Below are 26,531 nucleotides of genomic sequence, written 5' to 3' on the forward strand. Positions count from 1 at the left end.
GGACGAAGACGAAGCGGGCGGTGTGGTACTTCGTCGCGCATTTCCCGCTGCGGGTGCGGCAGGCGCTCCCGGCCATGGACTTCGTACTTCGGGCATTCGTTTCCTAAAGCGAGGCACTGACAACGCTCACCCGGATTTCGGCCGAGGAGCCGCTCTGCGCCGCCGCGCCGTATGCCTCAGTCCGGCACCGCCCGGAACAACAGCACCGACCGCCCGGCGAGCGTGATCGGCACGCCCGCCGCGTACGGCGCCTCCGCCGCCCCCGGCTGGTCCTCCCGCGCGGTGTCGATGAGGAGTTCGTAGCCGCCGGCCCAGGGCGGCCCGGGGAGGGTGAACGGGCGCGGCCGGTCGCCGGCGTGGAGCACGGCGAGGAAGCTGTCGTCGACGATCCGGATGCCCCGGTCGTCGCGCTGGGAGATGTCGTTCCCGGAGAGGTACATGCCGAGTGTGGCGCCCGGGGTGTACCAGTCCTGTTCGGTCATCTCCGTCCCGTCCGCAGTGAACCAGGCGAGGTCGCGCAGACCGCCCTGCTGATGCGGCCGGCCGGAGAAGAACGCCCGGCGGCGCAGGACGGGGTGGGCGCGCCGCAGGGCGATGAGCCGGGCGGCGAGACCGGCCAGCGGGCGCCACTCCGGGTCCTCCAGGAGCGACCAGTCGAGCCAACTGGTCGCGTTGTCCTGGCAGTAGGCGTTGTTGTTGCCGTGCTGGGTGCGGCCCATCTCGTCACCGGCGACCAGCATCGGCACCCCGGTCGACAGCAGCAGGGTGGTGAGCAGGTTGCGCAGCTGGCGGTGGCGCAGCGTGCGGACCTCCGGGTCGTCGGTCTCGCCCTCGGCGCCGCAGTTCCAGGACCGGTTGTCGTGGGTGCCGTCGCGGTTGCCCTCGCCGTTGTCCGCGTTGCGCTTGTGCTCGTAGCTGACCAGGTCGCGCAGGGTGAAGCCGTCATGGGCGGTGATGAAGTTGACCGAGGCGTACGGGCGGCGGCCGCCCCAGGCGTAGAGGTCGCTCGATCCGGAGAGCCGGTACCCCAGATCGCGGACATCGTGCTGTGCGCCGCGCCAGAAGTCCCGGACGGTGTCGCGGTAGCGGTCGTTCCACTCCGTCCACAACGGCGGGAAGGCGCCGACCTGATAGCCGCCGTTGCCCACGTCCCAGGGCTCGGCGATCAGCTTGACCCGGCGCAGCACCGGGTCCTGGGCGATCACGGCGAGGAACGGGGAGAGCATGTCGACGTCGTGCATCGAGCGGGCCAGCGCGGCCGCCAGGTCGAAGCGGAAGCCGTCCACGCCCATTTCGGTGACCCAGTAGCGCAGCGAATCGGTGATCAGCCGCAGCACCTGGGGCTGGACGACATGCAGGGTGTTGCCGCAGCCGGTGTAGTCGGCGTAGCGGCGGGCGTCGCCCGCCAGCCGGTAGTAGCCGCGGTTGTCGATGCCCCGGAGGGAGAGCGTCGGGCCCAGTTCACCGGCCTCCGCGGTGTGGTTGTAGACGACGTCGAGGATCACCTCGATACCCGCGTCGTGCAGCGCCCGCACCATCCGCTTGAACTCGCCGACCTGCTGCCCCCGGGTGCCGGTGGCGGCGTATCCGGCGTGCGGCGCGAAATAGCCGAGGGAGTTGTAGCCCCAGTAGTTGCGCAGCCCCCGGCGCACCAGGTGGTCCTCGTGCGCGAACTGGTGCACCGGCAGCAGTTCGACGGCGGTGACCCCGAGCCGGACGAGGTGCTCCAGCGCCGCGGGGTGCGCCAGCCCGGCGTAGGTGCCGCGCAGCCGCTCCGGGATTCCGGGGTGACGCATCGTGAAACCGCGCACATGCAGCTCGTAGAGCACCGAGTCCGGCCAGGGCGTCTTGGGCCGGCGGTCGTCCCGCCATTCGTCGGCACCGCCCTCGCCCCCGGTGTCGTCGCCGACCACGACGCCCTTGGGGACGTACGGCGCCGAGTCCCGGTCGTCGCGCACCGTGTCGGCGAGCTGCTGCTGCGGCCAGTCGCGGACGTGCCCGTACAGCTGGGCGGGCAGCGCGGCCCCCGTGCCGGAACCCTCCGTACGGGTGCCGAAGTCGCCGTCCACGGCTCTGGCGTACGGGTCGAGCAGCAGCTTCGCCGGATTCCAGCGGGCGCCGGACCAGGGGTCCCAGCGGCCGTGCACCCGGTAGCCGTAGCGCTGTCCGGGGTGGACACCGGGCAGGAAGCCGTGCCAGATCTCATGGGTGAGCTCGGTCAGCGCATGGCGCGTCTCGCGCTCCGCGTCGTCGAAGAGACACAGTTCGACCGCCTCGGCGCCGCCCGCCCACAGGGCGAAGTTGGTGCCGGCGATGCCATCGGGGCCGGTGCGGTAGCGGGCCCCCAGGGGGGTGGGGCTGCCGGGACGGATGTCCGCGGGTGGGGCGAGTGGTTCGTCCGCCACTGCCTCCTGCTCGGGTGCGCTCGACACGTGCCCGCCTCCTGCGGCTCATGGCTCGGTCGGGCGGTGGGTCCCGGCATGGTGGTGCCCACCAGCGTGTGCTGGGGAGTCCCGGCCGTGCAGGTGTCCGCCCTCCCCGTTGTTCTTCCCGCAACCGGGCGTTGCCGCACGCTTCCCGTGGGAGGCTCCGCGCACCGCGCCGTTCCGCCGATGACATCCCGTTACGCGGCATACGTCCCAACCCGGGCATCATCCCGCACAATGCGGTATATGACCGCCCATCAGCAGGACCGAGCAGGGGACCGAGCGAAGCGCCGCGGTGGCGCCCGGGTGCGGGGCCGGCTGCCGGACGGGGCGGGGCGCCGGGCGGCCGGCGGCGCGGCGGTGCGGGCGGCCCGCCGCACCCGTCTCGCCCTCGTCGTCCTGGCCGGGCTCACCGGGGCCGCGGCACTGGCCGGCTGCGGGGACCCGGAGGTCTTCACCGGCGGCAAACCACCCTCCCCGGAGGGCACGATCACGGTCGTCCCGCACAACGGCGCGCACGGGGTACGGGCCGACGGGCGGTTCGAGATCCGGGTGCCGGCCGGGCGGCTGGAGCGGGTGGCGGTCAGCCGGACCGGTGACCCCGGCCGGCGGTCCGTCACGGGGCGGATCTCGCCGGACGGCCTGACCTGGCGGCCCGCCCCCGGGCATCTCCGGCTCGGCGCGAAGTACACCGTCGACGCGGTGGCGCTGGACGGCGCGGGCCACCGCTTCGCCCGCCACACCACCTTCACCACCGCCGCCCCCGTCCACCGCTTCGTCGGCCACTTCTCACCCCAGCGCGATGCCACCGTCGGCACCGGCCTGATCTTCTCGATGGTCTTCAGCCGCCCGATCGCCGACCGCGCGGCCGTCGAACGCGCCGTCCGGGTCAGCGCCCGGCCCGGCGTCGCGATCGCCGCCCACTGGTTCGGCCGCCGGCGGCTGGACTTCCGGCCGCGCGACCGCTGGCAGCCGGGCACCGTGATCACCGTGCAGCTGCGGCTGCGCGGGGTGAAGGCGGGGCCGAACGCCTACGGGACCCAGCGCAGAACCGTCCGCTACCGGGTGGGCCGGGACCAGGTCAGCGCCATCGACGCCGCCCGGCACACCATGACCGTGCGCCAGGACGGCCGGGTCGTGGCGGTGCTGCCGGTCACCGCGGGCGACGACGAGAACCCCACGTACAACGGGCGGATGGTGATCCTGGAGCGCCATTCGATGACGCGGATGGACGGCGACACCGTCGGCTTCGGCGGCGAGTACGACATCCCGGACGTGCCGCACGCCATGCGCCTCACCAGGTCGGGAACCTTCCTGCACGGCAACTACTGGGCGCCGCCCGAGGTCTTCGGCGGCGTCAACACCAGCCATGGCTGCGTGGGGCTGAAGGACATCAAGGGCGGCGGCCCGAACACCCCGGCCGGCTGGTTCTTCGGCCACTCGATCGTCGGGGACACCGTGGAGGTGCACAACTCCCCGGAGCGCACGGTCGCGCCGGACAACGGCCTCGGTGGCTGGAACATGCCGTGGGAGTTGTGGCGGGCCGGAACCGCGCTGCGCTGAACGGGAGCCGGTCCGCCGGGACAAGTCCCCCGCACCACCCCCGCACTTGGGACTAAACAGTGACATTCACGGGGAGTTCACTGTCACGTCGGTGTGGTTATCTAACGGCAAGCGCGCGGCTGTCCGCATCCGCGTGCGGGGGACCGCGGGCCGTGCGAGGGGAAAAGGGGCCAGTCGTGAACGTCCAGCCGAATTCGGGGGTGCCGGCTCGCCGGCGTCGGTGGCCGCACAAGGGCGGCGGCCCGCTTGCCGTCGCGCTCGCCGCCGTACTGCTGCTGGCGACGGGGTGTGGTGGCGATGACGGTGACGGCAAGAAGGCCGGCAAGGCGGGCGGGGACAAGGACGCCTCGCAGGCCGCCGTGACGATAGCGCCCAAGGACGGCGCGGACGACGTCGCCACCAGCGGCGCGCTGAAGGTGACCGCCCAGAAGGGCCGGCTCAAGTCCGTCAAGGTCAAGGACGGCAAGGGCAATGAGGTCGACGGGAAGATATCGGCCGGCGGCGCCGTGTGGAAGCCGAGCGGCCACCTGGGCGCCTCGACGAAGTACACCGTCGACGCCATAGCGGTGGACGGCCGCGGCCGGGAGGCCGCCGAGCACTCCGGCTTCACCACCCTCGTCCCCAAGAACACCTTCATCGGCCAGTACAGCCCCGAGAACGGCCAGCGGGTCGGCGTCGGGATGCCGGTCTCGATCCGCTTCACCCGCGGTATCACGGCCCCCAAGGCCGTCGAGGACGCCATCAAGGTCAGCGCCGAGCCGTCGGTCCCGATCGAGGGCCACTGGTTCGGCAACGACCGGCTCGACTTCCGCCCCGAGAAGTACTGGGCGCCCGGCACCAAGGTCACCCTCAAGCTCGACCTCAACGGTGTCGAGGGCCGGCCCGGTGTCTACGGCACCCAGGCCAAGGAGGTCTCGTTCACCGTCGGCCGCAGCCAGGTCAGCACGGTCGACGCCAAGTCGAAGCAGATGACGGTGGTCCGCGACGGGAAGACGGTCAAGACCATCCCGATCACCTCGGGCGCGCCGGGTACCGAGACGTACAACGGCAAGATGGTGATCAGCGAGAAGCACCTGGTGACGCGGATGAACGGGGACACCGTCGGCTTCGGCGGGGAGTACGACATCAAGGACGTGCCGCATGCGATGCGGCTGAGCACGTCCGGCACCTTCATCCACGGCAACTACTGGTCGGGCCGCACGGCGTTCGGCACCCGCAACGCCAGCCACGGCTGTGTGGGCCTGTTCGACCAGCGGGGCGGCGGTGACGGTTCCACCCCGGCGGCGTGGTTCTTCCGCAACTCCGTCATCGGCGATGTGGTCGTCGTCAAGAACTCGCACGATGAAACGATCCAGCCGGACAACGGCTTCAGCGACTGGAACCTCTCCTGGGAGAAGTGGAAGGCCGACCAGTAGAACGGCCGGAAGGCGACCGGGCCCGCTGCACTGTGACCGAGTGCACCGGGCCCGGCGTCGTTAACGCGTACTAACCTTCCGGCATGACTGTGAATCTCGAGGTCGCCGACGGCGTCGGCACCATCCGCCTGGACCGTCCGCCGATGAACGCACTGGACATCGCCACCCAGGACCGGCTGCGCGAGCTGGCCGAGGAAGCCACCCGCCGCGACGATGTCCGTGCGGTCGTCATCTGGGGCGGGGAGAAGGTGTTCGCGGCCGGCGCGGACATCAAGGAAATGCAGGTCATGGATCACGCGGCGATGGTCGTGCGGTCCAAGGCGCTCCAGGACGCGTTCACCGCCGTGGCCCGGATCCCCAAGCCGGTGGTCGCCGCGATCACCGGCTATGCGCTGGGTGGCGGCTGCGAGCTGGCGCTCTGTGCCGACATCCGGATCGCGGCCGACAACGCCAAGCTCGGCCAGCCGGAGATCCTGCTGGGGCTCATCCCCGGCGCCGGCGGCACCCAGCGGCTGGCGCGGCTGGTGGGCCCGTCCAAGGCCAAGGACCTGATCTTCACCGGCCGTCAGGTGAAGGCCGACGAGGCGCTCACCCTCGGGCTGGTCGACCGGGTGGTCCCGGCCGCCGAGGTCTACGAGCAGGCGCACGCCTGGGCCGCGCGGCTGGCGGCCGGCCCCGCGCTGGCGCTGCGGGCCGCGAAGGAGTCCGTGGACGCGGGCCTGGAGACCGACATCGACACCGGTCTCACCATTGAACGCAACTGGTTCGCGGGGCTGTTCGCGACCGAGGACCGGGAGACCGGCATGCGCAGCTTCGTCGAGGAAGGTCCGGGCAAGGCCAAGTTCCGCTGAAACAGCTGGTGTTGACGGGGCATCTGAGGTTTGGCCGGGACCTGATGCCCCTTGTGGGGGAATGATGCACACCTTAATTACGCCTTAAGGCAACCTTGTTGAGGCTTGCCGCCCGCTCTGCGGATGCCGGGCGTTGTCGCAGGTCAGCAGGTGCGACCCGGAACCTTAACTGCCGTTGGCATATGTCTCGGCGAGGGGATGGAACCGGCGATTCCGGACAGCGGATTCCGTCGGTTCCACCCCCGTGACCGTCAAGTAACAGCCATGATGGGGGGCATGGCGGGCCTCGAAGGAATGGAGCAGCCGCGGCCGCGGAGTGAACCGGCCGCCGCAGGACGGGGCATCCCCGGCGCGGACCGGGACCAGGCCCCGGCTCCCCGCAGACCGGTGTCCGCGGCACCCGAACCGGCCGGCGACCCGGCCCTCGGTGAGGTCCGGCTCCCCTCCCGCCCCCAGTCCGCGGGTATCGCCCGCCGGCTCACCGCCGCCGTCCTCCTCAAGCAGTGGTCCCTGACGCCCCAGCTCGCCGAGCACGCCGTGCTGCTGGTCTCCGAGCTCGTCGGCAACGCCGTACGGCACACCGGCGCCCGCACCTTCGGGCTGCGGATGCTGCGCCGCCGTGGCTGGATCCGCATCGAGGTGCGCGACCCGTCCCGCGGCCTGCCGTGTCTCATGCCGGTCCAGGAGACGGACCTCAGCGGCCGCGGTCTCTTCCTCGTCGACACGCTCTCCGAACGCTGGGGCGTGGATCTGCTGCCCCGCGGCAAGACCACCTGGTTCGAGATGCGGATCGCCGACCGCTGAACGCCGGTTCCGCGGCCCCGGCCCGGCCGGGCGGTCCGCGACAGGCGCCGGGGTCCGGCGGTGCTCCGTTCGTGCGGCGGCGATCCGTAGGATGGGTTGTTCATGCTCGCGAGGTACGGAGAGGGAGGGACATGCACCCTGTGCGCCGGTCGGCCGCGCTGACGCTGCTGCTCCTCCTCACCGTCACCTTCGGGCCGCTGCTGTGCCGGATCGGCGGCGACCAGGCCTGGCTTGCGGGCCGAGCGGCGACCGCCGCGGCGGACTGGCGGGCGGGCGACGCGACGCCCGCGGCCGCCCCGGACACCACCGGCCCGGACACCGGCCCGGCCACCACCGGCCCGGCGGACGGAACCTCCGCCGCGCGCCCGGCCGCCGCGCACCACGCCCCCCGGCTCGACCCCGACGCCCCGCTCGCCGTCGCCCACGCGCCCAAGAGGTGCTCGGACCGGCATGCCCCTGGGCCCGACGAGGGCGCCCCGCTGCCCGCACCGCACCGCGGTGAGCCCCTTGCCCCCGCCGCCATCGGCCCGGGGCCGCTCGCCGTGGATCTGCCCGTGCAGTGCGCGCTGGCCCGGCCACCGACGGACAGCGCGTCCGTCATCGACCACACCGCGCTCCTCCCCGTACTGCGGATATAGGCCGCCGCCCCGACGCACACGGCCCGCATTCCCCCTCCGTACGTCTGGAGCTTCCGCATGCCCGTTTCCGCCTCTCCCACCCGCAAACTGGCCGCCATCGGCGCGGTCGTGGCCCTCGTCGTCGCCCTGATCGCCATCGCGATCGCCGTCGGCTCGTCCGTCGAGGGCGACCGCGACACCGGCCGCACCGACGCACCCGAGGCCGCCGCCTCCACCGATCCCCAGGAGGACCCCGCCCAGCAGAAGATGTTCGACGACCTCGCCGAGCGGACCAGCCGGCGCGCGGACGGCGACCCGCTGGCCATCGGCAAGAAGGACGCCCCGGTGGTCCTCGTCGAATATGCCGACTACCAGTGCTCGTTCTGCGGCCGCTTCACCCGGGAGACCCAGCCCGGCCTGATCAAGAAGTTCGTCGACAAGGGCACCCTGCGCATCGAATTCCGCAACTTCACCGTCTTCGGCGCGCATTCCGAGCGGGCCGCCCGCGCCTCCTGGGCCGCTGGGCAGCAGGGCAAGTTCTGGCAGCTGCACGACGAGCTGTACGCCAAGACCCGTAAGGGCGCGGCGCTCGCCGAGGACAAGCTCGTCGACATGGCCCGGGAGAGCGGCGTGGACGACCTCGACAAGTTCCGTACCGATCTGAACAGCAAGGACGCCGAGCGGGCGCTGAAGAAGGATCAGGACGAGGGCTACCAGCTCGGGGTGCAGTCCACCCCGTCCTTCCTGGTCAACGGCCGTCCGGTGGCCGGGGCCCAGCCCCAGGAGGTCTTCGCCCAGGCCATCGAGGAGGCGGCGGCACGGGCGAAGCACGGCACGGCGGGCAAGGGAGCCGGCAAATGACCGACATCGGCTACCTCGCGGCGTTCCTGGGCGGTGCGCTCGCGCTGCTCAGCCCGTGCAGCGCACTGCTGCTGCCGGCGTTCTTCGCGTACTCCCTGTCCACGCCCGGCCGGCTGGTCGCCCGTACCGGCGTGTTCTATCTGGGACTGGCCACCACACTGGTGCCGCTCGGCGCGGCCAGTACGGCGGCCAGCCGGCTGTTCAACGGCCACCGCGATCTGCTGATCGCCGTCGGCGGCTGGGTCGTCATCGCGATGGGCCTCGCCCAGATCCTCGGCCTGGGCTTCGCCTCCCGGCGCGCCCAGGCCGCCGCCGCGCGGATCACCCCGCGGTCGGCCGTCTCCACCTTCCTGCTCGGCTGTGTCTACGGCCTGGCCGGATTCTGCGCGGGGCCGATCCTCGGCGCGGTGCTGACGGTGACGGCGGTCAGCGGCTCACCGGTCTACGGCGCCTCCATGCTCGCCGTCTACGCGCTGGGCATGGCGCTGCCGCTGTTCGTACTGGCGCTGCTGTGGGACCGCTGCAAGCTCGGCACCCGGGGCTGGCTGCGGGGCCGTGAATTCACCGTCGGCAGGCTGCGGCTGCACACCACCTCGCTGCTTTCCGGGCTGTTCTTCATCGGAATCGGCGTGCTGTTCCTGCGCTTCAACGGGACCAGTGCGCTGCCCGGCATCCTCGACGCGGACAGCGAATTCCAGGCCGAGGAGTGGGCCACGCGGATCGGCAACGGCGTCCCCGACGCCGTCCTGATCGCGGTCGCCGCGCTGGTCGTCGCCGGGGTGCTCGGCCGGTTCGCGCTACGGCCGGAGAAGAAGCAGCGGGACGGTACCGAATAGCCACGCGGGAGCGGGGCCCACCGGGAGACGGTGAGCCCCGCTCCGCGGCCTCAAAGCCACACGTTGTCGTTGACCGAGCCCAGACCCGTACCCGACAGCCGCCGGTGCAGGGCCAGTGCCTGATCCTCGGTCAGCGAGGCGACATGGTCCGCGGCGGCCCGCAGCCGGTCGCCGTGCAGTGCCAGCTCCTCGGCGCGGTCCGGCGGCAGCAGCTCGGGCGCGTCATGGCTCCAGCGCAGCAGCTCGCTCACCACCCGCCGCTTGCCGTGCTGCTGGGTGGCGAGCGCCGGGCGGTCGATGACGTAGCACCACACCAGCTCCTTGAGCAGATCGCAGGCGGCCCGCCGGTCCGCCGGGATCACCAGCTGCGCCCCGTAGCGGATCGCCGCCGGGCCGCCCACCTCCAGCTCGATGCCCCGGGTGAAGTACGAGATCAGGTCCGCGGTGCGGCGATTGACCGCCACCGCGTCCTCATGGCTGCCGCTGTACGGGGCGGGCACCGCCAGCCGCTTGCCGATGTCCTCCATCATCACCAGCGCGGCCGCCCGGTCGAACTCCTCGCCCGCCCGCGCCCGCTTGGCCTGCACATAGTCCAGGAAGCGGCAGGTCTCCCGCTCGGTGTCGCTGCCCGCGGCGCCGTCCGGCGGGAACAGCGCGGCCAGCGGGATCAGGCCCGTGCGATAGAAGTCCTCCACGTCATGGCAGGCGTAGGTGACATCGTCCGCCCAGTCCATGACCTGCTCCTCGACCGGTACGGCGGTGTCCGTACGGCCGGCCCGCACCCAGGAGAACGCCTCCCGGTCGGCGACGTACACGCCCCACTTCACATGCCGCGCCGGATCCTGGTCGACGGGCGCCCGCTCCCACGGGTACTTCGTGGCGGCGTCCAGACAGGCGCGGGTCAGATGCAGCCCGCGGTGGCCCGGGTATTTGTGGGCGGCGAGGAAGGTCAGTACCCGCAGGGTCTGGGCATTGCCCTCGAAGCTGTCGAGGACACCGTCCGCGAAGTGCAGTTCGTCCATCGTGGCGCGCAGCGCCAGCTCACCGGCGTGCCCGAAGGGCGGATGGCCGATGTCATGGGCCATGCACGCCGCCTCGACGAGCGCCGGATTCGGCCCGCCGTACTGCCGCTCCAGCCGCTCCGCCATCCGCCGGCCGAGCTGCGCCACCTTCATCGAGTGGGTCAGCCGGGTGTGGTACGCGCCCAGCTCGGCGCTCGCCACCACCTGGCTCTTGCCGGCCAGCGCCCGCCACTGCGTCGAGTACAGGATCCGGTCGACGTCATGCTCGAACCCGGACCGCTGCCCGTCGTCGGGCACCCGTCGCCGGAGGGAGTGCTGCTCTAGATCCTCATCGCTGTATGTGGCAGGTCGCATGCGCGGATGGTAGTCCTGCCCCGCCCACCGGGGCCGTTCCGGGCCCGCACCCCCACCCGGCTCTAGGTGTACTCGGTCATGACTTTGGTGACAGTCGGCTGATCGGGGGCTGGCCTGCGAGCGCGGTGTGTCGGCGTCGAGTGTTGTAGAAGGTCAGCCACGGCGCCAGGGCCTGGGCTCGTTCGGTGTTGCTGGTGAACACCTGGTGGTATGCCCATTCGGTTTGCAGGGTCCGGTTGAAGCGTTCGACCTTGCCGTTGGTCCAGGGGCAGTGGGGGCGGATGAAGCGCTGCTGGGCACCGAGGTCGGCCACGGCCTGGCGGAATGCGGTGCTCCTGCGGTATGCCCAGGCGTTGTCGGTGATGACGCGTTCGATGCGGTCGATGCCACGGACTGCGAAGAAGGCGGCAGCGCGGGTGAGGAAGCCGGCGCAGGTGTCGGCCTTCTCATCTGCATGGATCTCGGCGTAGGCCAGGCGGGAGTGGTCGTCGACGGCGGCGTGGATGTAGTCGTAGCCGATCCGGGCCTGCTTTTGTGCGTAGGTCTTGCCGGCTTGGCGGCCGTGGGCCCGCCAGCCGCCGCCGTCCGGGATGCGTCCGATCTTTTTGACGTCGAGGTGGACGAGTTCACCGGGCCGGGCGCGTTCGTAGCGGGTGTGGCTGCGGCGTTCGGCTCGGATGGGCTGTCCGGTCAGAGGGTCGCAGGAGGCCAGGCGAGGCATGTGATGGCGGCGCAGGATGCGGCTCACCGTCCGTGCGGGGACGCCGGTTTCGGCAGCGAGGAAGTCCGGCCCCCGTCGGTGGACGCGTCGTGCGCTGAGCACTGCGGCCTCGACGTGTGCGGGAGTACGCCTCGGGCAGGTGTCGGGGCGGCTGGAGCGGTCGTGCAGGCCGTTGAAGCCTTCGGCCTTGAAACGGGCCACCCATCGGTGGGCGCACTGCCGCGAGACTCCCAGCTCCTTGGCCACATGGGCCACCGGACGCCGGTCGTGGACGACACGGCGCACCAGAAGACATCTGCCGTGAAAATTCAGCCGGGCATTAGCGTGGGCCATCAAGACCTCCGGTTGTGGTGAAGACAGGCATCTCCACTACGCCCGGAGGTCTCTTCTTGATCAACTACCGACGCGAGTTACCAACCTCATGGCCGAGTACATCTAGGCGCTGAGGCGTCGCCGCCAGCGCGGATGCGGTCGGGCGTACGGGCGGGCATGCGGAGGGTGGGCGTCCGCCCGGCGCCGGCGGTCGTTGCAGAGCAGGCATTTCCCGTAGCCCGGCGGAAGGGGATCTTCCGGGTCGCCGTACAACGGGTCGACCGCACCGTGCGGATGCAGGGCGCAGCCGGTCGGGCCGGTCTCCGCACCCAGCGAGCCGGCAGCGGTCAGTGCTTGGCGGAGGACGGCGACGAGCTGGTCCGCGTCACGCCGGGTGGGCGCGGACTGCATGGCCGAGGCAAGGTCGGAGGCGGTGGTCAGCGCGGTCTGGAGTTCGCGCAGGTTTGCGTAACCCATGTCCCGGAGCGTAGGCGGACCCACTGACAGTTGATCTTCCGATCGCACTTCGCGGCTTCCCATGGCCGCATGCATGCCCGCTCACACCCACGATTTAGCACCGGGATGGTGACGGTCCCCTAGCCGCGCCATGACAGGACGGGGTGCCGCTGCCGCTGCCGCGGCTCTGCTCCCCCCCCACCCCCGAACCCACCCCCCCGCCCCCTCCCCCGAAGGGGGAGAGGGGGAGGGGGCGGGGGAGAGCTCCGGAGCCCGCGCGACCGGGTCTACGAGCCCGCGGCTGGGTCCCCGAGGCTCCGCGGCCCTACGCCCCCGCGGCTGGGTCCCCGAGGCCCCGCGGCTGGGGTCTCCGAGGATCCGCGGCCGGGCCCCCGGGCCCCCGCGCCCCCGCGCCCCCGCCCTGCCGGGAAGTGACCTCAAGGCGCGATCGGCAGTGCCCGCTTGTGCTCCGTGAGGTGGTAGCGGCGGACGATCGCCTGGGCGGCGGCGTCGTCGACCGGCTCGCCCTCCAGGAAGTCGTCGATCTGGTCGTAGCTCACGCCGAGGGCGTCCTCGTCCGGCTTGCCCGGGTCGAGGGTTTCCAGGTCGGCCGTGGGCACCTTCTGGACCAGTTCCTCCGGGGCGCCCAGGGCCGCCGATACGGCGCGCACCCGGCGCTTGGTCAGCCCGGTGAGCGGTACGACGTCGGCCGCGCCGTCGCCGAACTTGGTGAAGAAGCCGGAGACCGCCTCGGCCGCGTGGTCGGTGCCGACGACCAGGCCGTCGTGCGCACCGGCGACCGCGTACTGCGCGATCATGCGCTGCCGGGCCTTGATGTTGCCCTGGACGAAGTCCTGGTGGTGGGCGTCGCGGAAGATGAGCCCGCCGTCCAGCGCGGCCTGGAGCGCCGCGTCGCTGGCCGGGCGGATGTCGACGGTCAGCTCCCGGTCGGCGCGGATGAACTCCAGCGCCCGCTGGGCGTCCTTCTCGTCCGCCTGGACGCCGTACGGCAGCCGCATCGCGTAGAACGTCGCCTCGTGCCCGGCGGCGCGGGCCCGCTCGACGGCGAGCTGGCAGAGGCGGCCGGTGGTCGTGGAGTCGACGCCGCCGCTGATGCCCAGGACCAGCGAGCGCAGGCCCGTGGAGGTCAGCCGTTCCGTGAGGAAGGTCACCCGGCGCTCGATTTCCTGCTCGGCGTCGAAGGACGCGGTCACCTGGAGATCCCGGGCGATCTCCTGTTGCAGGGCCTTGGGCGCCGGGTCGGTCACGACTGCTCCTCTGGTTCTCGTGCCGCGTCGTGCGGTGGCGGTGACGCGCTGTTCCTGTGCCCCGTACGCAGCGTTTCTCCGCCGCCCGCGTGCGGTGCCTGGCGACGCGAATCGGCGTGCCGGTAGGAAACCTTATGCCGGGTGCGCCCACTTCTTGAGGGCGGCCTTGGTGGAGAAGTCCGCGACGTCCTTGTCCAGCGGGTCGTCGGTGTACTGGTGGATGCGCCACTTCGCCTTGATCCGCGGGTGCCCGGCGGCGACGTAGTCGGCGATCCACAGGCCGTCGGCCGCGTAGGAGGTGGTGTCGTGGTGGAGCCAGAAGTCGCGGTTGCAGTAGAGCATCACCCGGTGCGTGGGCCGCAGCTTTTTCACCTCGCGCAGGAACTGGTCCTTCTGTGCATTGCTCGCATAGGTCCCCTCGCCGGTGCGTTCCCAGTCGCAGGCCAGAATGTCGCCCTGGACCGAGGCGCACTTCTCGACGAAGTATTCCGCCTGGGCGGCGATATTTCCCGGCCACAGAAAGTGGTAGAAACCGACCACGCAGCCCGCTTTACGGGCCTTTGACGCCTGGGCCGACTGGTGCGGGTTGATGTAGGAGCGGCCTTCTGTGGCCTTGACGAAAACGAAGTCCAGCCCCGCGGTGGAATACGAGGTGTTGTAGGAGCTGACATCGACACCATGCAGCATGAGCGGCCTCCTGCCCTCGGACCTGCGGATTCGAAGCGTCAACTGCTCGAAGCGCCAACTGCGTTGCCGTGTTCCGGGCGTTCCGTGATCGGCAATTCGGTGATCCGGTGGTGATCCGGTGCTGTGATCCAGCGATTCTGCGTTCCGTGCGATTCCGTTTCGTTTCCAGCAGTTCAGCATGTTCGCTACCGGGGACGCCAGACAAGAGGCGGGAAGTTCCTTGTGGTGCGGTCAAGTTGAGGCGGGGCCGGTCCCGTCGACCGGACCGGCCCCGCCGCCCGGGGGCGGTCGATTCAGCGCCGCAGGGCGCGTCGCAGCAGCCGTCGTGCGCGGGCGCGGATCCGCGCCATGGCGCGCTGCCGGGCCCGCCGGCCGCGCGTGGACCGCAGTTCCCCGAAGAGGAGCTGATAGCGCTCGGCGATCGGCTCCGGGTCGTAGCGGTGCGAGCTCTCCCGCGCGTTCCCCGCCATCGTGCGGCGCCGCTCGGGGTCCTCGATGAGGGTGAGCAGGGCATCGGTCAGCGCCGGGCCGTCGCCGCGCGGTACCAGCAGCCCGTTCGTACCGTTCTGAATGATCTCGGCCGGGCCCAGCGGGCAGTCGGTGCTGACGACGGGCACCCCGCAGCGCATCGCCTCGACGAGGGTCATGCCGAACGACTCGGCGTCCGAGGCCGAGGCGACGATCGACGCCTTGGCGAACTCCGCCTCGATCGGTGAGCGCGGCCCGGTCAGCTCCGCCTGCCCGCCCAGCCCGAGCCCGTCGATCAGCCCCTGGAGCTGCGCCCGCTCGGCGCCGCCGCCGTGTATCCGCAGCCGCCAGTCGGGGTGCTTGGCGGCGACCCCGGAGAACGCCTCTATCAGCAGGTCGAAGCGCTTGCCGCGGACCAGCCGCCCGGCCGCCGCGATCACCTTCGAGGTGCCCTCGGACAACGGACCGGCCGGTGGGGGCACGATGTTCGGCACCGCCAGCACCCGTACGCCGGGCAGCGGCATCCGTGCGCGGTAGACGGCGGCGTCCGCCTCGGTGGTGGTGACCACGGCGTCCAATGTCCGGTAGTGGCGGGCGAGTTCGGCGCGCAGCCGCTTGCTGTGCGCGTCGTGCCGGAGGTGCTCCTGGGCGATCCGCAGTGCCCCGCGGGGGCCGAACCGGGCCAGGTAGACGTTGATACCGGGCCGGGTGCCGATCAGTACGTCCGCGTCGGTGGTCCGCAGCAGCTCCGCGGCGCGGACATCGACCAGCCGGCTGTACTGGTGGTGCCGCTTCTCGGCGAGCGGGAAGTCCTGCGCGGGCTCACCGAACAGCGGGTCCGCCATGTCTTCGCTGCCGACCCGGGTGTCGACCAGCGGGACCAGCCGCACCCGGGGGTCCACGGTGAACCGTGGGACCTCGCGGTGCCGCAGCATCGAGACGATCTCGACGTCGTGCCGGTCGGCGAGCGCGGCGGCGAGGTTGAGGGTGGTGCGGACCGTGCCGCCGATGGCATAGGCGTTGTGCAACAGGAGGGTGATCTTCATGCGGTGTGGTGTCTTCCCCGAGGTGTGCCGAATCATTCCGACCGGCCGGTACCTGCGCGGCGGGGTGCCGCGACCGGCCCGTCCGGCACGGGGCCACCGTGTCGCCACGGGGTAAGCCGAGGGCGTGGCCCGGGTGAGAGCCCGGTAAGAACCAGAAGTGAGATCCGGGTAAGAAAGCCGCCGCCCCACCGGCCGCCGGTCTTCGCACCGCCGGGCCCTTGGCAGACTTGCGGGGTGACCCATTCCGTACTGCTCGCCGAGGACGACCGCCCCATCCGGACCGCGCTGGAGCGTGCCCTGACCCTGGAGGGGTACCAGGTCACCGCCGTCGCCGACGGCATCCAGGCGCTGGCCGCCGCGCACCGCGAGCGGCCGGATGTGATCCTGCTGGACGTGATGATGCCGGGGATCGACGGGCTCCAGGTGTGCCAGGTGCTGCGGGCCGAGCAGGACCGCACCCCGATCCTGATGCTGACCGCCCGGGTCGAGACCGCGGACCGGATCGCCGGTCTGGACGCCGGGGCGGACGACTATGTGGTCAAGCCGTTCGAGGTCGAGGAGGTCTTCGCCCGGCTGCGGGCGCTGCTGCGGCGGACGACCACGGGCGCGGCCGGGGCGGAGGACGGCGGCGCGCCCGCCGCCGCGGGGACCGGCCCGGACGCCGCCGAGGAGCCCGGTGAGACGGGCGGGGGCGCGGAAACCGGCGGGGCGTACGAGGCCCGGGTGGCGGACAGCGGTGTCGTCGAGGCCGCGGATCTGCGGATCGACGGCCCCTCGCGCCGGGCCTGGCGCGGCGAGCGGGAGCTGGAGCTGACCCGGACCGAGTTCGAGCTGCTGGAACTGCTGGCCCGTAACGCCGGGATCGTGCTGGACCACTCGACGATCTACGACCGGATCTGGGGCTACGACTTCGGGCCCGGCTCGAAGAACCTCGCGGTGTACGTGGGCTACCTGCGGCGCAAGGTCGACGTCCCGGGCAGCCGCCCGCTGATCCACACGGTGCGTGGCGTCGGTTACGTACTGCGGGAGGACTGAGATGTCCGGACCCCCCGACCGCGGCGGGAGCGGTACCCGCGCCGGCCGCCGCCGGCTGTGGGTCCGGCTGTGCGCCCGGCTGCGTTCCTGGCGGCGCGGCGGATCGGCGGCCTGGGTGCGCACCCGCAGGCCCGCCAGTCTGCGCACCGCCTTCGCGGTGGCGTTCGCCGCCGGGGCCGCGGCGGTGACCGTCCTCGTCGGATTCCTCAGCTACGACGCGGCGGCCCGGCTGGTACGGGTCGATGAGAAGTCGGTGTTCTCGCAGGTCGTACGGGATCTGCGCACCCAGGTCCGGGAGAAGCCGTTCTGGCCCGCCGACTACGCGACCGCCGACCCCGACCACGACGGGCCGCGCGACGACCTCACCCGGCCCAGCCGTACCGAGGTGCAGATCCTGGGCGCCGGCGGCCAGATCGTGGAGCGGGGGCGCCCGGCGCTGCCGGCCGGTGCCGCGGAGCGCCGGATCGCCGACGACGACCGGGCGGGCCTGCACGCGGAGCGGGAGGCGGACATCGGCGACGAGGAGTACCACGTCGCGACCGTCGCGCTCGGTGGCGGCCGCGGGGCGGTCCAGGTCGCCCAGAAGTTCAGCGAGACCGAGGATCTGCTCTCCGCGCTCCAGCAGCGCACCGCTCTGCTGGCCGCCGCGGTCATCGCGCTGGCCGGTGCGGGCGGCTGGTGGCTGGCGCGCCGGATCACCGGCCGGCTGGTGCGGCTGACCGCGGTCGCCGAGAGCGTGGCGGAGCACGGCCGGCTGGACGTCCCGGTCCCGGTGGCCGGGCGCGACGAGGTCGCCCGGCTCGGCCGGGCCTTCGACGACATGCTCGGCCGGCTGGCCAGCGCCGTCCAGGACCAGCAGCGCCTCGTCCAGGACGCCGGTCACGAGCTGCGCACCCCGCTGACCTCGCTCCGTACGAACATCTCGCTGCTGAAGCGGTTCGAGGAACTGCCGTCGGACGCCCGCGACGAGCTGCTGGCCGATCTGGGGGGCGAGGCCCGGGAACTCAGCGATCTGGTCAATGAGCTGGTGGACCTGGCCGCCGGACAGCGCGATGACGACCCGCTCGCCGAAGTGGGTCTGGCCGAGGTCGCGGAGAAGGCGGCCGCCTCGGCCCGCCGCCGCACCGGCCGCGAGATCACCGTACGGACCGTGCGCCCGGCGGTGGTCGAGGGCCGGCCCGCCGCGCTGCACCGTGCGCTCACCAACCTGCTGGAGAACGCCGCCAAGTTCGACGCGGGCGGCACGGCGCCGATCGAGGTCGTGGTCACCGGCGCCCGGGTCGAGGTCCTCGACCGCGGCCCCGGGATCGAGGACGCCGACCTCACCCGGGTCTTCGACCGCTTCTACCGCGCCGCGGCCGCCCGCGGCCTGCCCGGCTCCGGCCTCGGCCTCGCCATCGTCCGGGAGATCGCCACCGCCCATGGCGGCCACGCCTTCGCCGCCCACCGCCCGGGCGGCGGCGCCACCCTGGGCTTCACGGTCGGCACCGGGACGGGGACAGGGAGCGGGGCGGGGAGCGGCACGGGGTCCGGCGGCGGAGCACATGCGGAGACCGGGCCGGGTTCCTAGAGCCCGGGGCCGCCCCCGGCACCAGACTGCGGCCCCCCGGGCACACCGTCCCCCGCCCCGCCGAGTAGATTCCGCAGCAACTCCGCGTCCTCGCCGGTCAGTTGGGAGACGAAGCGGACGAGTGCGGTGCCGCGGTCGGGCTGCTTGTCGAGTTCATTGCGCATCCGCCGGGCGGTCAGCCCCGCGGAGTCCTGTATCGGCGAGTACGCGAAACCGCGGCCGACCCAGGAGCGGGACACCGCCCCCTTGTCGTGCAGCCGGGTGAGGATCGTGGTGACGGTGGTGCGCGCGAGCCGCCCGCCCAGGGCGCTCTGCACCGCGGCGGCGCTCAGCGGACCCTCGGCCGCCCACAGCGCCGCGAGCACGCTCGCCTCCAGCTCACCGGCCGGGCGCCGCCGCACAGGTGGTGTCTCCGCCATGCCACGCCCTCCACCTGTTCGTCGTCTACAGTGCCGTAGACCGTCTATGTGACGGTAGTCGGTCGGGCTGGCGCACGGCAGGCCCGCAACCCATTATCGGAGGGGCCGCCGACATGGCCGTAGCCGCCGCCTTTCCGCAGGTGAGAAGGCTTGCCCGGGTCGTGGACGAGTGCGGCGCCGACCCCCTGCCCACGCAGTCCGGAGCCCGCGGCAGCGCCGTCGCCACGTGTGCCCATACGCGCCTCCGGGCCACCCGTCCGCCGCACCCCCCGGAGGCCGCGCCGTGACCGCCTCGGGACCGGAACCGGGACCCGAACGGCGACCGGAACGGCGACCGGAACCGGGCCCGGCGGCGGAAGAGCCACGGCCGGAGCCCGCCCCGGTCCCGCGCCGCGATACCGCCGCCCTCCGCACCGTCGCCGGGGCCTGCGCGGCGCTCTTCGCCGCCACGGCCGTGACCGTGTCCGTACGGCACGGCGCCCCGCTCGCCGCCGAACAGGCCGCCGTCCGCTGGTCCGTCGCCCACCGCGGGGAGCCCGCGCACTCCATGGCCGGGGCGCTGACCTCCACCGGCAGTGGCGCGGTGCCGTATCTGATGGCGGTGCTCGCCGGTCTGCTCGCCGGTCGGCGGGCGCGCGGGCGGCTGCGCGCGGTGTGCTGTGCCGTCGTCGTCCTCGCCGCCGGCCAGGCGATCCGCTACGGCCTGATGGAGCTGCTCGCCCGCCCCCGCCCGCCGGTCGCCGACTGGACCGGTTCCGCCTCCGGATACGCGTTCCCCTCCGGCCATGCCACCACCTCGGCGCTGGCGGCCGGAATCCTGGCCTGGGGCATCGCCCGCCGCGCCCGCCCCGCCGTGGCCCGCACCTGGTGCGTGGTGCTCGCCCTCTGGGCCGCCGGAGTCGGCCTCACCCGCGTCTACCTGGGCGTTCACTGGCCCGGCGATGTCCTCGGCGGCTGGTTCCTGGCGGCCGGACTGCTCGCCCTCGCACTGCTTCTGGAGCCGTTCGCCCTCCGTAGGCCGGACCGCTCCTGACCGGGCCGGTCCGCGCCCCGGGGGACCCATTCCCATGAATAGCTGACGATCGGACCAGGTCTTCCCCAAGGCGGCATGGACGTGTCCCGCGCCGAGCAGCACTGTCCTGGGCGCCGGGACGGCGAAGCGATCCCGCCACGGCGCCCCTCACCGCACGTACACCGCACCACCAGGGGGAACGCACCGATGAACCAGCCACTCGACACCCCGCCGCCGTGGCGCACGGCCGGGGCACACACCGCGTCCCACGGGCGCTGTCCGGCCGCCGCAGCCAAGGACCCCACACCGTGCGAGGGGCCACGGGACGCGGCCACCATCGTCGACCGCCACGGCCGGGAGGCCGCCGGCTGTGTCCACCACTGCGCCCGCCTGCTGGCCGGCCTCGAAGGCGCCCGGGTCCACCCCTTCGTCCCCGCGCCCCAGGCCCTGGACGTCTACTCCCGGGCCCGCGAACTCCCGCCCTTCGCCTGGGAGATCGGCAGATAGTGCCGGGGTGTGCCGCCTTGGCCGCTTCCGGCCCCGCAACCCCGGCCGCCATGTCGGTCAGGTTCTACGCCTCGGGGCGCCGTATCCCCATGGGCACGGCGCCCCGATCCGAGTGCCGGGCCACGACGCGGTCACCGACGACGCGCGGCCGGGCCCGGCACCCTCAGCACTCGATGATGTTGACAGCCAGCCCGCCCCGCGCCGTCTCCTTGTACTTGACGCTCATGTCGGCGCCGGTGTCCTTCATGGTCTTGATGACCTTGTCGAGGGACACGTGGTGGCGGCCGTCGCCGCGCAGGGCCATGCGGGCGGCGGTGACGGCCTTGACGGCGGCCATGCCGTTGCGCTCGATGCACGGGATCTGGACGAGGCCGCCGACGGGGTCGCAGGTCAGGCCGAGGTTGTGCTCCATGCCGATCTCGGCGGCGTTCTCGACCTGCTCGGGGGATCCGCCGAGGACCTCGGCGAGGCCGCCGGCGGCCATCGAGCAGGCCGAGCCGACCTCGCCCTGGCAGCCGACCTCGGCGCCGGAGATGGAGGCGTTCTCCTTGAAGAGCATGCCGATGGCGCCGGCCGCGAGCAGGAAGCGGACGACGCCGTCCTCGTCCGCGCCGGGCACGAAGTTGATGTAGTAGTGCAGGACGGCGGGGATGATGCCGGCCGCGCCGTTGGTGGGGGCGGTCACCACCCGGCCGCCGGCCGCGTTCTCCTCGTTCACGGCCATCGCGTAGAGGGTGGTCCACTCCATCGCGCGGGCGGCGGCGTCGCCTTCGGAGCGCAGCTGGCGGGCGGAGTGGGCGGCGCGGCGGCGGACCTTCAGGCCGCCGGGCAGGATGCCCTCGCGGCTCGTCCCGCGGGTCACACAGGCCTGCATGACCTGCCAGATCTCCAGCAGCCCGGTGCGGATCTCGTCCTCGGTGCGCCAGGCCTTCTCGTTCTCCAGCATGAGGGCGGAGATCGACAGGCCGGTGTCCCGGGCCAGCCGCAGCAGTTCGTCGCCGGTGCGGAAGGGGTGGGTCAGGGCGGTGTCGTCGGGCACGATCGGGTTCTCGCCGGCGACCGCGTCCTCGTCGACGACGAAGCCGCCGCCCACCGAGTAGTACGTCTTCTCCAGCAGGGGGGCGTCCGCGGCGTCGTAGGCGAAGAGCGTCATGCCGTTCGCGTGGTACGGCAGCGCGCGGCGGCGGTGCAGGATCAGCTCGGCCGATTCATCGAAGTCGATCTCGTGGGCGCTGCCTATTTCGGCGCCCAGCAGCCGCAGCCGCTTGCTGGTGCGGATGCGCTCGACCTCGTCGTCGGCGGATTCGACATCGACGGTGCGGGGGGAGTGGCCTTCGAGGCCGAGGAGGACGGCCTTGGGGGTGCCGTGGCCGTGGCCGGTGGCGCCGAGCGAGCCGAAGAGTTCGGCGCGGACGCGGACCGTCTGGGAGAGCAGGCCGTCCTTCTTGAGGCGTCCGACGAACATCCGGGCGGCGCGCATCGGGCCGACGGTGTGGGAGCTGGAGGGGCCGATGCCGATGGAGAAGAGGTCGAAGACGGAGATGGCCACGGGGGCGGACTCCCTTGTCTGCTCGTGGTGGACGGTGGAGCAATGGGGCAGGAGGGGGTGTTTCTGCGCCGTTTGTCGAGCGTAACCCGGACGCGGCGCAGCGCCGTCGGACGGAAACCCGCGGGTGCCCGTCGTCAGCGGTAACAGTTGGTGTCGGGGTGGATACGGAACCGGAAGGCGGCCGTCCGGGGGCCGGGCGGTCGAGGGCCCGGTGGCCAGGTGGGCGGGGGCCCGGCGTCCGGATCCGGGTGCGGGCCGGGGCCCGGTGGACCGGTCCTGTGGCGGGGCTGTCGCCGTCCGCCGTGCCGGTGCCGTGTGCCGCAGGTCTCACCGGGAGCCGCCGGGACCTGCGGGAGGGGGAGGAGCGGGGCCGGCGGTCGTGAGCCCGGGGCGGTCGGCCCCGGGCTCACGCTCCGTGGCCCGTCGCCCGCCGGATGGTGGCGGGCGGGGGTTTCAGCGGAGGTGACGCGTCACAGCGACGGGTAGAGCGGGAACTTGCCCGCGAGCGCGGTGACCCGGGCCTTGAGGGCGTCGCCGTCGTAGCCGGGCTTGAGGGCCTCGGCGATGATGTCGGCGACCTCGCGGAAGTCCTCGGCCTGGAAGCCGCGGGTGGCCAGGGCCGGGGTGCCGATGCGCAGGCCGGAGGTGACCATCGGCGGGCGGGGGTCGTTCGGGATGGCGTTGCGGTTGACCGTGATGCCGACCTCGTGGAGGAGGTCCTCGGCCTGCTGGCCGTCCAGCTCGGAGTCGCGCAGGTCGACCAGGACGAGGTGGACATCGGTGCCGCCGGACAGGACCGAGACGCCGTGCTGCTTGACGTCGTCCTGCATCAGGCGCTCGGCCAGGATGCGGGCGCCGTCCAGGGTGCGCTGCTGGCGCTCCTTGAAGTCGTCCGAGGCGGCGACCTTGAAGGAGACGGCCTTGGCGGCGATCACGTGCTCCAGCGGACCGCCCTGCTGACCGGGGAAGACCGCGGAGTTGATCTTCTTGGCCAGCTCCTGTGTGGAGAGGATCACACCGCCGCGGGGACCGCCCAGGGTCTTGTGCGTGGTGGTGGTGACCACGTGGGCGTGCGGTACGGGGGAGGGGTGCAGGCCCGCCGCCACCAGACCGGCGAAGTGCGCCATGTCGACCATGAGGTAGGCGCCGACCTCGTCCGCGATGCGGCGGAAGGCGGCGAAGTCGAGCTGACGCGGGTAGGCGGACCAGCCGGCGACGATCAGCTTGGGGCGGTGCTCCTTGGCGAGGCGCTCGACCTCCTCCATGTCGACCAGGTTGGTCTTCTCGTCGACGTGGTAGGGCACCACGTTGTAGAGCTTGCCGCTGAAGTTGATCTTCATGCCGTGGGTCAGGTGCCCGCCGTGGGCGAGGTTGAGACCCAGGATGGTGTCGCCCGGCTTGATCAGCGCGAACATGGCCGCGGCGTTGGCCTGCGCACCGGAGTGCGGCTGCACGTTGGCGGCCTCGGCACCGAAGAGCGCCTTGATGCGGTCGATGGCGATCTGCTCGACCACGTCGACGTGCTCACAGCCGCCGTAGTAGCGGCGGCCGGGGTAGCCCTCGGCGTACTTGTTCGTCAGGACGGAGCCCTGGGCCTCCATGACGGCGACGGGGGCGAAGTTCTCCGACGCGATCATTTCGAGGGTGGACTGCTGGCGGTGGAGCTCGGCGTCGACGGCGGCGGCGACGTCGGGGTCGAGCTCGTGGAGGGAACTGTTGAGAAGCGACATGAGAGTTCCTGGGGAGTCAGGGGCGCGAGGGGCCTCTCCGGACGGGGTCCGGGGGAGCTTCCGCGCGGGCGGTGGCGGTCGGGGCTCCCGTCCGGGCGGGCCCGGGAGCGGGGGAGAGCCGGGGGCTCAGCTCTGGATGAAGGCGGCGTACTCGTCGGCCGAGAGCAGGTCGCCCGGCTCGCTGCTGATCTTCACCTTGAACAGCCAACCGCCCTCGAACGGGGCGGAGTTCACCAGCGAGGGGTCGTTGACGACGTCCTCGTTGATCTCGGCGATGTCACCGTCGACGGGCGAGTAGAGGTCGCTGACCGACTTGGTCGACTCCAGCTCACCGCAGGTCTCGCCCGCCGCGACCGTGGCACCGACCTCGGGGAGCTGCACGTAGACGACGTCGCCGAGCGCGTTGGCCGCGTGCTCGGTGATGCCGACCGTCGAGACGCCGTCCTCGGCGCCCGACAGCCACTCGTGCTCCTTGCTGTAGCGCAGCTGCTGGGGGTTGCTCATGGCTCGATTCTCCTGTACGCGAGGGTGTGATCGTGAAGGGGGGCACTCCCCCAGCTACCGCTGGGGGGACCCCCACCCGGACGAAGTCCGGGGGAGCGTCTTGCGCAGTGAGACGCGCGGGCGCGCGCCGCCGCCTGCCGTCGGTGAACGGTTACTTCTGCCGCTTGTAGAACGGCAGCGCGATGACCTCGTACGGCTCATGGCTTCCACGGATGTCCACGCAGACACCCTCCGTGCCCGCGGTGGCGTAGGCCGCGTCGACATAGGCGATGGCGATCGGCTTGCCGAGCGTGGGGGACGGGGCACCGGAGGTGACCTCACCGATGACCGTGCCGTCGGCCGAGACGACCGGGTATCCGGCCCGCGGCACCCGGCGGCCCTGGGCGATCAGCCCGACCAGCTTGCGCGGCGGCCGGGCCTCGGCGCGCTCGGCGGCCCCGGCCAGGGCCTCGCGGCCCACGAAGTTCCCGCCGTTGGTGGTCTTCTCGAACTTCACGACCCGGCCCAGGCCCGCGTCGAACGGCGTCGTCGCGGTGGTCAGCTCATGCCCGTAGAGCGGCATGCCCGCCTCCAGGCGCAGGGTGTCCCGGCAGGACAGCCCGCAGGGCACCAGACCGGCGTCCTTGCCCGCCTCGGTCAGCGCCTCCCAGAGGGCGACCGCGTCGGCCGGCCGGACGAACAGCTCGAAGCCGTCCTCACCGGTGTAGCCGGTACGGGCGATCAGCGCCTGCACCCCGGCGACCGTGCCCGGCAGCCCGGCGTAGTACTTCAGACCGTCCAGATCGGCGTCCGTCAGCTTCTTGAGGATGCCGGGGGACTCCGGGCCCTGCACCGCGAGCAGCGCGTAGGCGTCCCGGTCGTCGCGGATCGCGGCGTCGAAGCCGCCCGCCCGCGCGCTCAGCGCGTCCAGCACCACCTGGGCGTTGGAGGCGTTGGCGACGACCATGTACTCCTGGTCGGCGAGGCGGTAGACGATCAGGTCGTCGAGGATGCCGCCCTTGTCCTCACAGATCATGGTGTAGCGGGCGCGGCCCGTCTTCACGCCGCCGATGTTGCCGACCAGCGCGTAGTCGAGCAGGTCGGCGGCCTGCGGCCCGGTGACGGTGATCTCACCCATGTGGGAGAGGTCGAAGAGGCCGGCGCGGGTACGGACGGCGACATGCTCGTCCCGCTCGCTGCTGTAGCGCAGCGGCATGTCCCAGCCGGCGAAGTCGGTCATGGTCGCGCCGAGCCCGCGATGGGTGGCATCGAGCGCGGTACGGCGGGGGGCATCAGTCATGGTTCCGGGCTCCCAGGCAGGGGTGACAAGACGTTCTCCCCATCTGTCATCGGAACCTGAGAGGTTCACCGGTATCCCGCGAACGGACCCGGTTTGCACCTTGGGTGGAGCCGCCCCGTCAGCCGGGCAGCGGCTCGCTTTTCAGATCTGCCTCGCCCGTGCGGTATAGGGGCCTGAGAGATTCAAGGGAGGACTTGCTCCTTCGGCGCCCCGCCGTGGCGGCCGGGGACTCTCCCGCGCGGGTTCAAGCGGCCGGTATGCAGTTGGCGGTGCACAGGTGAGCTGTGATGTGCACGTGGCGGCCACATCATTGCACGGGATCGCCGGATAAAGGAGCCCCCTCCGCCGCCCCGCCCACGACGTGGGCAGATCGGACAATCGCCTTGATGGGCATTACCTTTTCTTGACACTCTGCGGGTAGGGGACGGACTCGAACCGGACCAGAACGGGCGGGGAGGGCGATCACGGTGCACAGCGAAGCGGCATTCGGGGCGACTTCAGGGGTCGTGCCCCCGGACGTCGTGCCGACGGCGCCGTCCGCCGCCATGTCCCGGTCCGGCCGTCGGCGGCGGGCCGTCATCCGGCCAGGGCGCCGCACCGCGGTCGTGGACCTGCGGGGCGAGCGGCGGCCGCCCGGTGCCACCGAGCTGCGGTTCCCGGCCGGCGACCTGGTGGTGGTCTCCGGGCTGCCGGGCAGCGGCAAGAGCACCCTGATGCACCGGGTCGTGCCGCCGCTGGACGGGCACGGCGCCGTCGTGCACCGCATCGATTCGCAGGACGTCCGTGAGCGCTGGGAGCACGGCAGGCTGCGCCGGCTGCCGTACGGGCTCTACCGCCCGCTGGTCCGGGCCGCCCACTACCTGACCCTGGGCCGTGCGCTGCGCTCCGGCCACAGCGTGGTGGTGCACGACTGCGGGACGCTGGCGTGGGTGCGCCGCTGGATCGCGCGCGCGGCGCGGCGCGGCGGCCGCGGGGCGCATCTGGTGCTGCTCGATGTGGCGCCCGAGGTGGCGCTTTCCGGCCAGGAGTCCCGGGGCCGCGGGGTGTCGGGGTACGCCTTCGCCCGGCACCGCGGGGCGGTGGGCCGGCTGGTCGACGCCGCGGAATCGACCCGGCTGCCGAAGGGCTTCGGCTCTGCCGTCCTCCTCGACCGGCGGTCGGCGAGCGCCTTGGAGACGCTCACCTTTCATTAGTTGCCGGGCACGGCCCCCGCACGCCA

At 72.3% G+C, this 26,531-nt stretch carries 24 protein-coding genes and 1 riboswitch; of the genes, 12 read left to right on the top strand and 12 right to left on the bottom strand.

Going from position 1 to position 26,531, the window contains the following annotated elements:
- Window positions 1-176 precede the first annotated feature (176 nt).
- The gene (gene glgX / locus QT196_RS27805) at window positions 177-2,432 is read right to left on the bottom strand and encodes a glycogen debranching protein GlgX (protein WP_168481449.1); all 2,256 of its coding nucleotides are present in this window, start codon (window positions 2,430-2,432) and stop codon (window positions 177-179) included.
- Between the two features lie 240 nt (window positions 2,433-2,672).
- On the opposite strand from glgX, the gene QT196_RS27810 reads away from it, so the two are divergent.
- The 7 genes from QT196_RS27810 (at window position 2,673) to QT196_RS27840 (ending at window position 9,373) form a co-directional block, all read left to right on the top strand.
- Window positions 2,673-3,989, top strand: coding sequence for an Ig-like domain-containing protein (locus tag QT196_RS27810; RefSeq protein ID WP_290355921.1), 1,317 nt, complete (start codon window positions 2,673-2,675; stop codon window positions 3,987-3,989).
- Between the two features lie 176 nt (window positions 3,990-4,165).
- On the top strand, window positions 4,166-5,404 hold the full coding sequence (locus QT196_RS27815; protein WP_290355922.1) for an Ig-like domain-containing protein: 1,239 nt from the start codon (window positions 4,166-4,168) through the stop codon (window positions 5,402-5,404).
- An 83-nt stretch (window positions 5,405-5,487) separates the two neighbouring features.
- Window positions 5,488-6,255 (top strand): enoyl-CoA hydratase-related protein, encoded by a 768-nt coding sequence (locus QT196_RS27820; RefSeq protein ID WP_168481450.1) that lies wholly within the window; start codon window positions 5,488-5,490, stop codon window positions 6,253-6,255.
- A 264-nt stretch (window positions 6,256-6,519) separates the two neighbouring features.
- The gene (locus tag QT196_RS27825) at window positions 6,520-7,059 is read left to right on the top strand and encodes an ATP-binding protein (RefSeq protein ID WP_266733363.1); all 540 of its coding nucleotides are present in this window, start codon (window positions 6,520-6,522) and stop codon (window positions 7,057-7,059) included.
- Window positions 7,060-7,190: 131 nt separating this feature from the next.
- Window positions 7,191-7,697: a hypothetical protein gene (locus tag QT196_RS27830; protein WP_168481452.1), complete on the top strand. Its 507-nt coding sequence runs from the start codon at window positions 7,191-7,193 to the stop codon at window positions 7,695-7,697.
- Between the two features lie 57 nt (window positions 7,698-7,754).
- Window positions 7,755-8,537, top strand: coding sequence for a DsbA family protein (locus QT196_RS27835; protein ID WP_168481453.1), 783 nt, complete (start codon window positions 7,755-7,757; stop codon window positions 8,535-8,537).
- Complete coding sequence (locus QT196_RS27840; protein ID WP_168481454.1) at window positions 8,534-9,373, top strand: cytochrome c biogenesis CcdA family protein; 840 nt, start codon at window positions 8,534-8,536, stop codon at window positions 9,371-9,373. The genes QT196_RS27835 and QT196_RS27840 overlap by 4 nt, the downstream gene beginning before the upstream one ends.
- A gap of 50 nt (window positions 9,374-9,423) precedes the next feature.
- Here QT196_RS27840 and dgt read toward each other — a convergent pair whose 3' ends face one another.
- From dgt to QT196_RS27870, 6 genes are all read right to left on the bottom strand, one after another.
- Entirely contained in the window at window positions 9,424-10,749 is a 1,326-nt protein-coding gene (dgt, locus tag QT196_RS27845; RefSeq protein WP_248001331.1) for a dGTP triphosphohydrolase, read from the bottom strand.
- A gap of 76 nt (window positions 10,750-10,825) precedes the next feature.
- Complete coding sequence (locus QT196_RS27850) at window positions 10,826-11,803, bottom strand: IS481 family transposase (protein WP_168478185.1); 978 nt, start codon at window positions 11,801-11,803, stop codon at window positions 10,826-10,828.
- A 102-nt stretch (window positions 11,804-11,905) separates the two neighbouring features.
- Entirely contained in the window at window positions 11,906-12,259 is a 354-nt protein-coding gene (locus tag QT196_RS27855; RefSeq protein WP_168481455.1) for a hypothetical protein, read from the bottom strand.
- A 416-nt stretch (window positions 12,260-12,675) separates the two neighbouring features.
- Entirely contained in the window at window positions 12,676-13,506 is an 831-nt protein-coding gene (gene nadE / locus QT196_RS27860) for an ammonia-dependent NAD(+) synthetase (RefSeq protein WP_290355923.1), read from the bottom strand.
- A 132-nt stretch (window positions 13,507-13,638) separates the two neighbouring features.
- On the bottom strand, window positions 13,639-14,193 hold the full coding sequence (locus tag QT196_RS27865) for a GH25 family lysozyme (protein ID WP_290355924.1): 555 nt from the start codon (window positions 14,191-14,193) through the stop codon (window positions 13,639-13,641).
- Window positions 14,194-14,486: 293 nt separating this feature from the next.
- Window positions 14,487-15,707, bottom strand: a complete 1,221-nt coding sequence (locus QT196_RS27870; protein WP_290355925.1) for a glycosyltransferase family 4 protein — start codon at window positions 15,705-15,707, stop codon at window positions 14,487-14,489.
- A gap of 234 nt (window positions 15,708-15,941) precedes the next feature.
- Between QT196_RS27870 and QT196_RS27875 the strand changes: the two genes are divergently transcribed.
- A complete protein-coding gene (locus QT196_RS27875) occupies window positions 15,942-16,742 on the top strand; it encodes a response regulator transcription factor (protein ID WP_168481459.1) in 801 nt (266 codons plus the stop codon).
- Window position 16,743: 1 nt separating this feature from the next.
- On the top strand, window positions 16,744-18,312 hold the full coding sequence (locus tag QT196_RS27880) for a HAMP domain-containing sensor histidine kinase (RefSeq protein ID WP_168481460.1): 1,569 nt from the start codon (window positions 16,744-16,746) through the stop codon (window positions 18,310-18,312).
- Here the strand turns inward: QT196_RS27880 and QT196_RS27885 are convergent.
- The gene (locus tag QT196_RS27885; protein ID WP_290355926.1) at window positions 18,309-18,731 is read right to left on the bottom strand and encodes a BlaI/MecI/CopY family transcriptional regulator; all 423 of its coding nucleotides are present in this window, start codon (window positions 18,729-18,731) and stop codon (window positions 18,309-18,311) included. The genes QT196_RS27880 and QT196_RS27885 overlap by 4 nt on opposite strands.
- A gap of 283 nt (window positions 18,732-19,014) precedes the next feature.
- On the opposite strand from QT196_RS27885, the gene QT196_RS27890 reads away from it, so the two are divergent.
- Window positions 19,015-19,764 carry a phosphatase PAP2 family protein gene (locus QT196_RS27890; protein WP_168481462.1) on the top strand — a complete coding sequence of 250 codons (750 nt, stop codon included), beginning with the start codon at window positions 19,015-19,017 and terminating at the stop codon, window positions 19,762-19,764.
- Window positions 19,765-19,950: 186 nt separating this feature from the next.
- Window positions 19,951-20,250 carry a hypothetical protein gene (locus QT196_RS27895; protein ID WP_168481463.1) on the top strand — a complete coding sequence of 100 codons (300 nt, stop codon included), beginning with the start codon at window positions 19,951-19,953 and terminating at the stop codon, window positions 20,248-20,250.
- A 163-nt stretch (window positions 20,251-20,413) separates the two neighbouring features.
- On the opposite strand, the gene QT196_RS27900 is transcribed toward QT196_RS27895, so the two are convergent.
- The 4 genes from QT196_RS27900 to gcvT form a co-directional block, all read right to left on the bottom strand.
- Window positions 20,414-21,799, bottom strand: a complete 1,386-nt coding sequence (locus QT196_RS27900; protein WP_168481464.1) for an L-serine ammonia-lyase — start codon at window positions 21,797-21,799, stop codon at window positions 20,414-20,416.
- A gap of 470 nt (window positions 21,800-22,269) precedes the next feature.
- Complete coding sequence (glyA, locus tag QT196_RS27905) at window positions 22,270-23,529, bottom strand: serine hydroxymethyltransferase (RefSeq protein ID WP_290355927.1); 1,260 nt, start codon at window positions 23,527-23,529, stop codon at window positions 22,270-22,272.
- A gap of 126 nt (window positions 23,530-23,655) precedes the next feature.
- Window positions 23,656-24,033 carry a glycine cleavage system protein GcvH gene (gene gcvH / locus QT196_RS27910; protein WP_168481465.1) on the bottom strand — a complete coding sequence of 126 codons (378 nt, stop codon included), beginning with the start codon at window positions 24,031-24,033 and terminating at the stop codon, window positions 23,656-23,658.
- Between the two features lie 151 nt (window positions 24,034-24,184).
- On the bottom strand, window positions 24,185-25,312 hold the full coding sequence (gene gcvT, locus QT196_RS27915; RefSeq protein WP_168481466.1) for a glycine cleavage system aminomethyltransferase GcvT: 1,128 nt from the start codon (window positions 25,310-25,312) through the stop codon (window positions 24,185-24,187).
- A gap of 151 nt (window positions 25,313-25,463) precedes the next feature.
- Window positions 25,464-25,559, bottom strand: a riboswitch (glycine riboswitch).
- Window positions 25,560-25,857: 298 nt separating this feature from the next.
- Between gcvT and QT196_RS27920 the strand changes: the two genes are divergently transcribed.
- Window positions 25,858-26,505 carry an AAA family ATPase gene (locus QT196_RS27920; RefSeq protein WP_168484035.1) on the top strand — a complete coding sequence of 216 codons (648 nt, stop codon included), beginning with the start codon at window positions 25,858-25,860 and terminating at the stop codon, window positions 26,503-26,505.
- The last annotated feature ends 26 nt before the right edge of the window (window positions 26,506-26,531 follow it).

Origin of the sequence: Streptomyces sp. P9-2B-2, from assembly GCF_030406865.1 — a bacterium.
Lineage (GTDB): Bacteria > Actinomycetota > Actinomycetes > Streptomycetales > Streptomycetaceae > Streptomyces > Streptomyces platensis.

What these genes read in the sequence shown, in the direction of transcription:
- QT196_RS27810 (WP_290355921.1), top strand. Translation starts at nt 2,673, where the DNA reads ATGACCGCCCATCAGCAGGACCGAGCAGGGGACCGAGCGAAGCGCCGC.
- QT196_RS27820 (WP_168481450.1), top strand. Translation starts at nt 5,488, where the DNA reads ATGACTGTGAATCTCGAGGTCGCCGACGGCGTCGGCACCATCCGCCTG.
- QT196_RS27825 (WP_266733363.1), top strand. Translation starts at nt 6,520, where the DNA reads ATGATGGGGGGCATGGCGGGCCTCGAAGGAATGGAGCAGCCGCGGCCG.
- QT196_RS27830 (WP_168481452.1), top strand. Translation starts at nt 7,191, where the DNA reads ATGCACCCTGTGCGCCGGTCGGCCGCGCTGACGCTGCTGCTCCTCCTC.
- QT196_RS27835 (WP_168481453.1), top strand. Translation starts at nt 7,755, where the DNA reads ATGCCCGTTTCCGCCTCTCCCACCCGCAAACTGGCCGCCATCGGCGCG.
- QT196_RS27840 (WP_168481454.1), top strand. Translation starts at nt 8,534, where the DNA reads ATGACCGACATCGGCTACCTCGCGGCGTTCCTGGGCGGTGCGCTCGCG.
- dgt (WP_248001331.1), bottom strand. Translation starts at nt 10,749, where the DNA reads ATGCGACCTGCCACATACAGCGATGAGGATCTAGAGCAGCACTCCCTC.
- QT196_RS27850 (WP_168478185.1), bottom strand. Translation starts at nt 11,803, where the DNA reads ATGGCCCACGCTAATGCCCGGCTGAATTTTCACGGCAGATGTCTTCTG.
- QT196_RS27855 (WP_168481455.1), bottom strand. Translation starts at nt 12,259, where the DNA reads ATGGGTTACGCAAACCTGCGCGAACTCCAGACCGCGCTGACCACCGCC.
- QT196_RS27865 (WP_290355924.1), bottom strand. Translation starts at nt 14,193, where the DNA reads ATGCTGCATGGTGTCGATGTCAGCTCCTACAACACCTCGTATTCCACC.
- QT196_RS27870 (WP_290355925.1), bottom strand. Translation starts at nt 15,707, where the DNA reads ATGAAGATCACCCTCCTGTTGCACAACGCCTATGCCATCGGCGGCACG.
- QT196_RS27880 (WP_168481460.1), top strand. Translation starts at nt 16,744, where the DNA reads ATGTCCGGACCCCCCGACCGCGGCGGGAGCGGTACCCGCGCCGGCCGC.
- QT196_RS27885 (WP_290355926.1), bottom strand. Translation starts at nt 18,731, where the DNA reads ATGGCGGAGACACCACCTGTGCGGCGGCGCCCGGCCGGTGAGCTGGAG.
- QT196_RS27895 (WP_168481463.1), top strand. Translation starts at nt 19,951, where the DNA reads ATGAACCAGCCACTCGACACCCCGCCGCCGTGGCGCACGGCCGGGGCA.
- glyA (WP_290355927.1), bottom strand. Translation starts at nt 23,529, where the DNA reads ATGTCGCTTCTCAACAGTTCCCTCCACGAGCTCGACCCCGACGTCGCC.
- gcvH (WP_168481465.1), bottom strand. Translation starts at nt 24,033, where the DNA reads ATGAGCAACCCCCAGCAGCTGCGCTACAGCAAGGAGCACGAGTGGCTG.
- gcvT (WP_168481466.1), bottom strand. Translation starts at nt 25,312, where the DNA reads ATGACTGATGCCCCCCGCCGTACCGCGCTCGATGCCACCCATCGCGGG.
- QT196_RS27920 (WP_168484035.1), top strand. Translation starts at nt 25,858, where the DNA reads ATGTCCCGGTCCGGCCGTCGGCGGCGGGCCGTCATCCGGCCAGGGCGC.